Origin of the sequence: Alteromonas sp. Mac1 (genome assembly GCF_001562125.1) — a bacterium.
GTDB lineage: Bacteria > Pseudomonadota > Gammaproteobacteria > Enterobacterales > Alteromonadaceae > Alteromonas > Alteromonas stellipolaris.
In genome coordinates, this window is the sequence record NZ_CP013932.1 from 4,101,793 (window position 1) to 4,110,000 (window position 8,208).

Annotated in this window: 5 protein-coding genes, 2 rRNA genes and 1 pseudogene (1 of these 8 only partly in view); all 8 read right to left on the minus strand. The window is 41.1% G+C overall.

What is annotated here, in order from left to right:
• Window positions 1-99: 99 nt before the first annotated feature.
• Window positions 100-840, minus strand: a complete 741-nt coding sequence (locus AV939_RS17375) for a type III pantothenate kinase (RefSeq protein ID WP_057789230.1) — start codon at window positions 838-840, stop codon at window positions 100-102.
• Window positions 827-1,816 (minus strand): bifunctional biotin--[acetyl-CoA-carboxylase] ligase/biotin operon repressor BirA, encoded by a 990-nt coding sequence (gene birA, locus AV939_RS17380; protein WP_057789228.1) that lies wholly within the window; start codon window positions 1,814-1,816, stop codon window positions 827-829. Before birA ends, AV939_RS17375 begins: the two co-directional genes overlap by 14 nt.
• Window positions 1,813-2,805, minus strand: coding sequence for a UDP-N-acetylmuramate dehydrogenase (gene murB / locus AV939_RS17385; protein WP_061997924.1), 993 nt, complete (start codon window positions 2,803-2,805; stop codon window positions 1,813-1,815). Before murB ends, birA begins: the two co-directional genes overlap by 4 nt.
• A gap of 103 nt (window positions 2,806-2,908) precedes the next feature.
• Complete coding sequence (locus AV939_RS17390; protein ID WP_156454648.1) at window positions 2,909-4,576, minus strand: hypothetical protein; 1,668 nt, start codon at window positions 4,574-4,576, stop codon at window positions 2,909-2,911.
• Between the two features lie 113 nt (window positions 4,577-4,689).
• A complete protein-coding gene (locus tag AV939_RS17395) occupies window positions 4,690-5,772 on the minus strand; it encodes a glycosyltransferase family 2 protein (RefSeq protein ID WP_061997926.1) in 1,083 nt (360 codons plus the stop codon).
• Window positions 5,773-6,285: 513 nt separating this feature from the next.
• Window positions 6,286-6,363: pseudogene (locus AV939_RS20320) on the minus strand (hypothetical protein); the annotation flags it as partial.
• 442 nt (window positions 6,364-6,805) lie between these two features.
• Window positions 6,806-6,921: ribosomal RNA gene (gene rrf, locus AV939_RS17400) — 5S ribosomal RNA — on the minus strand.
• Between the two features lie 160 nt (window positions 6,922-7,081).
• Window positions 7,082-8,208: ribosomal RNA gene (locus AV939_RS17405) — 23S ribosomal RNA — on the minus strand; it runs 1,868 nt beyond the window's last position.

Sequence of the window (8,208 nt, forward strand, 5' to 3'; positions counted from 1 at the left end):
GGTGCGCATTCTAGAGTAATGAATTACTCAGTGCAAGTGTTGTTTTGAAAAATTTTACTTTTTCTTATTTGACCGATAAAAACTTATCAATCAAACCAGTTACGTAAGAAGCTCGCTTCTTGCGTAGCGGGCCAAACCTTGCACCACCAAATGAGCGGGACGAATCCTAACATCGCTTTCAAGGAATGCAAACATTTTTTTGTCTCCACCCCCTAAAATTATATCAAAATCGGTTTGTTTGCTGGATAAGTAATCAACGGCGCTCAAATAAACACCATGCACTGCTGCATAGCACCCTGTTGCAACACATTCTTCAGTATCGTTACCTACCGTTAGAGTGGTCGGAATTTCGTCATTTGCATACACTTTCTTGGTTGAATTAAGTAATGCTTGTTTCATTACTTGAAAGCCTGGGGTGATCCAACCGCCTAAATGTTGACCACCCACGACAAAATCAACCGTTATTGCAGTACCCACATCCATCACAAAAAATGCTTTTTGTGATTTTTCTGCCGCACAAACCATGGCAAGCCATCGATCGACCCCCATTTTTTTTTCGTTTTCGTAACTATTTTTTATGCCGAAGGCTTCTCGTTCGGTATTTTTTTCTACAACAACGATATTTCTTTGCTCGCAGGCAGTGAAAATCTGTTCGACTGCGTCAGCTTTTCGTACTGAGGCTAAATATAAATGGGAAATATTTTGCTGTTTATCGATAAAAGAAAGTAAATCAGATAAATTTTCTGTGGCTACTGGCTCATTTTCGGCATCAGATAACAAACAATATTTAAATCGCGTATTACCGACGTCCACTAAAATGACATTTTTATCGGTTACCACGTAAGCTTACCTCTCCGCCATGGAATCGAGTAATGCCATCTTGGGTTTCTACCAACAATGCACCGCTAGCATCAACACCTCTATCAATACCAGAAAAACGCTTTTCGCCCATTTGCAGGACAATTCTTTTATCTGCATATAAGTCTAGCGCTTCCCAATGAGGTGCGAACGGGCCAAAACCTTGTTGGGTGAACTTGGGTAATAATGCCCAAAGGGATTTTATTATGGCTGCAGCCAAACTATTTCTATCTGGGGTGTGTCCTAAATAAGACGTTAAGTCACTATGGGGTTGCCCAACGTCATATTGGCTATCAGGAACACACACATTTAAACCTATTCCTATGACAGAATGTGCAGTAGCACCAATTTGCCCTTCTACTTCTATAAGAATGCCAGCCAGTTTTTTACCTTGAAGGTAAATATCGTTAGGCCATTTCAGTTCGGCATCATCTACACCAAAGTCTTTTAGCGCCTCACATACCGCTAAACCAACCATTAGCGACAAACCCGCCATGCTTTGGTAACCATCGGGAAAAGACCAATACATAGAAAACGTTAAGCTACCGCCGATTGGCGCTAACCAGGTTCTGCCATGACGACCACGACCCGCCGTTTGGATTTCTGCAAATATCGCATCACCATCAGCTAATTCATGACGTGCATTGGCAATGCGCTTTTTCATTTCTGTATTAGTAGAAGGTAACACCGACTCAACATCTATCATGGCGCGCTTAGTATTACCTAAGTGCTTCTTAATACTCTCTGCATTTAACAAAGCAAAACCTCGTTCTAAACGGTAACCCTTACCTTTAACTTTAAAAACATCTAATCCCCAGTCAGAAAGCTGAGAAATATGGCCAGCAACAGCGGTACGGGAAAGGCCAACTTGTTGCGCTATGGTTTCGCCGGAGTGAAAGTGCCCATCAGATAAGAGGGCCAATATATGTTTTCTTACCGATTTAGATGCCTGTCTCATAAGCTAATGAGCCCTTTCTCACCTACCAAGCGTACTTCTGGCTCAAGTAGTATTTTAAATTCACTTTCTACCGCATGCATAATTTGTTTGGCTAGGGCAATTAAGTCATCGCTCTGTGCATTTCCAATATTAGTTAATACTAACGGCTGTGTTGGATGACACCTAACATCATTAAGCGCCTTTCCTTTAAAGCCAGTCTTATCTATAAGCCACGCAGCTGGCACCTTTACCTCATTTTCTGACACCGGATAACTAGGTATATCGGAATGGACACGTTTCAGTTCTTCAAAATGCGTTAATGCAATAACTGGGTTCTTAAAGAAACTGCCTGCATTTCCAAGCTGCTTAGGATCAGGCAGCTTCGCTTTTCGCACTTCTATTACCTTATTGAAGATATCTAACGCAGTAGGACTATCCATTACCGCTAATTCACCATAAGTCGCCACAATGTCGTAATCTTTTGGAAGTGTAAAATTCACTTTGGTGATAAGTGCTTTACCATACAAGGCGTGTTTAAAAATACTATCACGGTAACCAAACTGGCAATCAGCACCTTTAATCAGAAAGGGTTCTTTTGTTTCAAGTAGTATCGCTTCAATAGAATCTATGAAAGCATGTATCTCTACGCCATAAGCTCCAATATTCTGAATAGGTGATGCACCCACTGAACCTGGGATCAGCGCTAAATTTTCCAGCCCAAACCATTCATTTTGCATGCACAGCGACACAAACTCATGCCAATCTTCACCCGCCCCAACACTGATATGATGGTGTGACTCGGTATCGTAGTGGCTAATACCTTTAATTTTGTTAACCAATACCACACCGTCGAAATCATTTAGAAATACAGAGTTGCTACCACCACCCAAAATATAAGAATTAAGGTCCGGCTTGTAGGCGTTTAGAAATGAATCTACAGAGTCGAACTCGACGATAGATGCGCAATTCGATGCTAAAGAAAAGGTATGGTATTGCTGTAATGAGGGCATAGCACTTTATAGAAGAATGATAATGCGCTAATGGTAGGTGAAGCTGATGTTAATTAAAAGCGGTTTAGGGGCTAACCGCTACCTTGTCATATTAGAAATGAAGTTATTGGAAGTAGCGACTAATAAGCTTCTTCAATCCATAGCGAAATTTTAAAAACCAATTGGCTATTTGAATATACTTAAGGCTTGAACCTTTTACACCAAATCCCTTCTTAAGCAGCTCAAAATTTTCAATGTCATCAGCAGTGCGACACTGAGACAGAATAGACGAAACGAGCAAGGGTGATGACTGCCTTAATTTCAACAGCACTCTATTGAAGTCTTCAGTACTTTCGTCATTTGTATAATAGTTAAGGTGCTTATATTGCTCTAGCAAAGTATCCAGCTTAGTGCCGTTTATGTTTGGAGTGCATTGCTTCAGCTTATCAGCTTCTTGCATTAACTTGATTTGCAAATTGTCTATTTTATCAGGTGGTATAAGCGAGAAGTTAGGCTGAGTTTCACTATCACGCTGAAGCCAAAAATCTAGCTCAGTGCGAAGAAATTTATCTCCAAATCCATTTACCATTCTCATTAGTATGAGAGCACCAGCTGAATATTGGGTGTTTAGACGCCTTTCATTAGTCGGTGCCGAAATAAAGTCGGAAAAACACGCAGAAAAGTCACTATGTAAACTTCCACCGTCAAAAAGTTTTTCATCAAAAAACCGATATTCAACATTCGCATTTATCTCTGTTGAAATACGAGATATAACCTTTAAATTACTGAACGATATTGAAGTAGGCGTAGCGAACTTCTCAGTTTTCATGTGCCGCTTAACACCTTGATGGTACCCCGACTCAAGCACTGCAATTGGATGCCTGATATAGAAGATAAATCTAGCATCATCTAAAAAGGTAAATAACCACAATAGGTAATAATAGAAATGTTCAGAGGACAGTAATAACGTCTGGTAGTCACTACTATTCAGCTCATCAATTAACTGCTTTGTTTTGTTGTAATCAAAATACCCTCTGTTCTCGGTATCAAACGAAATTAGGTCAGAAAAATTACCTGAGCTTACCCCATTTTTATCGGCCCCATGAGGCGGGTAATATATCTTTTTTTCTAACAGTTGGTCAGAGTTACGACTCAACCACGCTTGAATCGCTGAAGTACCAGTTTTTGGGGGACCTAAATGAATAACGACTGTTTTGTTTGGAGCAACGCTCAGTTTGTTTTTAGCTTGGTATTCATTCCAATGACTGCTGAATATCATTTTGCTGTCGTTATACAATTCGTATTCTTTAGCATAAAGCGTTCGGATATTTTCCTTATCTTTATCACTAACAATCGTTGCAGGTACTACCTGAAATAACTCACCGTAAGGAATTTTAGATAGTTGACTTTTTAACCAAGCTTGGGAAAGTAAAAGGGACTTAACAACCAAGTCTTCACACCCGATAAAAGCGACTTCGTCAGTATCAACTTTACGTGTAAACGCAATACTTTCTTCTATGCGCATAGTATCGCTGTAGAATTCTTCAAACGTTTGCTTAAAAGCATCCTTTTTACAGGCATCGAGATAAGCACTGGCTAATCTCGACGATGGTTCACATATATACAAGCCAATACTTTCTGCTGTTGGCACAGAAGATTCGTTGGAACATAAATTAGGCGCAGCAAACTCGTCTAAGTCGATTCGTCGCTGGGAATATTTAGTGGTAAGTTTTATAAACTTGTCACTACCTGAATTGGGTAGAGAAATAATCACTTTTTTGTATCTAGTCACTTCTACTGCTTTATAGTTTAAGAGCACTATTTAGAACCCAATTAAACGAAACTCTATGGGTGGTGAGAGGAATGTTTATGACAAAGCCTACGTTAGATACCTAATTGGATCGCTCATTTGGAGTAAACATGATTCACATCGGGAAGCGTAACATTAGTTAGTAATTTATCTAATAAGACGGTATCTTTTTCCGACGCTTTCGATATGATTTCCAATACAAGGGAATACCTCATATCGACTTGCAGTTTAGCATCCTTCCTAAAGCTATTAAATGCTGAGCTATTAAGTATTGTGTCCATGTAATCACGGTATTGCGCAAACCCTCCACTGTCAAAAGTTAATGCTTTTGATTCGTAAGATAACTTGAAGCCATGTCGATTCCCTTTTAGCGTTAGTTCACCTTGATCTGTGTTCGTATTGATAGGTCTACCTCTTAATAGCATTGCGATGTATTCAAATTCAGATCTGTCTTTACGATGTAAGATGAATGCGTTTTTTGCTGAATCGCAAATGTTGCACTGTGAATGTTGCTCGTTAATGGTTCTTAAAATTTGGCCATCTTCGTATTTTTGATTTAATCCATTATCTATAACATTATGCGGGTTCATACGAATAGGTTTTAGGTAAGAGCGATATAGAGTCTTTATTTGCTTCGCAGCTTCAACATTTATCGATTTTTCTAACGCGGGTGCATACGGGGTATCTCGTTCTAGTTTATTTTTCCATTGAAACGAGATGGTTTCGAACTTACCTATGCGATTGCAAACATCTATTATTTTATCTTCAAAATTGGTTGGCACCCAAAATTCATCAATGTCTAAAAACATAAGCGCATCAAATTTTCGATTTTCACGTAATCGAAAGCACCGTCTATAGATGTCTACTTGTGGTGAAATAGTGGGGGAGTTGAAGGTGGCATCGGCATTGATTAAATTCACCGGAAATTCATTTAACAGAGGGATAAGATCTAGAGTATTGTCACTACAACCATTGTAATAGATATCAATTTCTGTGAAGCCCATATATAAATGATGAAAAATCCACTCAAGCAAATAAGCAGATTCATTCTTTGCTACAGCAATCAGCTTTACTGTTTTAAGTTTTTTTGGCGCGAGAGTGCGGTTAACTTCAAATTCAATTAACCTGGAAAACTGAAGAAGCTGCCTTTTGACTTTATAGTAGCTTGAAACTAACAAATTCTCATTTGTACTGTTACTTAAGCACTTGATTTACGTGTACCCGATTAAACCAAATACTGTCTACATCTATCATCACACACTATTGTTACATTATAACATTTGTAGATTTTTCTCTATGACAAATACCTTTGTTTTTATGTAAGCCACCGCCCCCTGCTAAATCGACGCAGTTAAACCAGAGCACTTGCTACGGTCTATGTAACTTGAAATAAATCACAGTAAACAAAAACTAAGCAGTAGACTTAGTAACAATAGATGGGTTCAGAATGATATGAGACAAAGCACCAATCCCTCATGAGTTCACCTTAAACTTGGTATTAGACTTATGATTATTGAATAGAGCTGTGTGCGCACCGGAAGCTTTCTACAGCATGGATGCTGTGGCAGAGGCCCCATGGATGGGTTCACGCCGTGTTTCTGATGGGGGCGACTCCCTCTCAAAACATAAACGCAAGACACAAAAAAGGCGCTCTAATGAGCGCCTTTCTTTAATGCTTTGGTTTGCTTAGATTAAAGAATCTTAGCTACAACACCAGCACCTACAGTACGGCCACCTTCACGGATAGCGAAGCGTAAACCTTCGTCCAGATGCTTCTGGTTTAGTGGGCTTTATGCCCACATATACTTTCATGTTCATATTTCACTTGGTGGGGCTTATGGGATTAACTAAATTACTTAAATTGAAAGCTTATGTTTTAAAGCAGACAGATAAGCTATGGCATGAAATATGTAGCTTAACCTACTAGCCTCACATGATTTTATTATTTTTTCTGTGTAACTTACTATAGGTACGTAATTAAGCGACTCACTTTAACCATAGTTTTCAGTAGTGGCGTATTAATATATTATTTTGAAGATCTGGATACGGCTGGAGTCAGTCGATCAGCATAAGTAAGCTACATGGTAACTTCTACCAACGGGCTTCGCGCTAACTCACACTTTTCTACAAGCATAAAAAAAGGGCTATCCGTTAGGATAGCCCTTTCTTCGAATGGGAGCTTGGCAGTGTGCTACTCTCACATGGGGAAACGCTTGGCAGTGTGCTACTCTCACATGGGGAAACCCCACACTACCATCGCCGCTAATACGTTTCACTTCTGAGTTCGGAATGGGATCAGGTGGTACCGTATCGCTATGGCTGCCAAGGCAAAAACTTTTGCAAACGTTAGTTTGCGTAATACCGACTTATTTAGTCCATATTACTTTAATAATTAACAATTTAGGAATTCTGATATTCACGTAATCAATCTTTGAGCACTGAGTACTACTACTCTAGTTGCTATTAGCTTTGTCTTACAACACTCAAGATATAAAGCCGCCTCTCGGGCAATTAGTACAGGTTAGCTTAACGCCTTACAACGCTTCCACATCCTGCCTATCAACGTCATCGTCTATAACAACCCTTCCGGACTTTAAAAGTCAGGGATGACTCATCTTTGGGCCGGCTTCCCGCTTAGATGCTTTCAGCGGTTATCCGTTCCGAACGTAGCTACCGGGCAATGCCATTGGCATGACAACCCGAACACCAGCGGTTCGTCCACTCCGGTCCTCTCGTACTAGGAGCAGCTCCCATCAATCATCCAACGCCCACACCAGATAGGGACCGAACTGTCTCACGACGTTCTAAACCCAGCTCGCGTACCACTTTAAATGGCGAACAGCCATACCCTTGGGACCGACTTCAGCCCCAGGATGTGATGAGCCGACATCGAGGTGCCAAACACCGCCGTCGATATGAACTCTTGGGCGGTATCAGCCTGTTATCCCCGGAGTACCTTTTATCCGTTGAGCGATGGCCCTTCCATACAGAACCACCGGATCACTATGACCTACTTTCGTACCTGCTCGACGTGTCTGTCTCGCAGTTAAGCTAGCTTATGCCATTGCACTAACCTCACGATGTCCGACCGTGATTAGCTAACCTTCGTGCTCCTCCGTTACTATTTGGGAGGAGACCGCCCCAGTCAAACTACCCACCAGACACTGTCCATAATCCCGATAAGGGACCAATGTTAGAACATCAAACATACAAGGGTGGTATTTCAAGGACGGCTCCACACAATCTAGCGACTGTGCTTCGAAGCCTCCCACCTATCCTACACATGTAGGTTCAATGTTCAGTGCCAAGCTGTAGTAAAGGTTCACGGGGTCTTTCCGTCTAGGTGCGGGTACACAGCATCTTCACTGCGATTTCAATTTCACTGAGTCTCGGGTGGAGACAGCGTGGCCATGGTTACACCATTCGTGCAGGTCGGAACTTACCCGACAAGGAATTTCGCTACCTTAGGACCGTTATAGTTACGGCCGCCGTTTACCGGGGCTTCGATCAAGAGCTTCTCCGAAGATAACCCCATCAATTAACCTTCCGGCACCGGGCAGGTGTCACACCCTATACGTCCTCTTGCGAGTTAGCAGAGTGCTGTGTTTTTAATA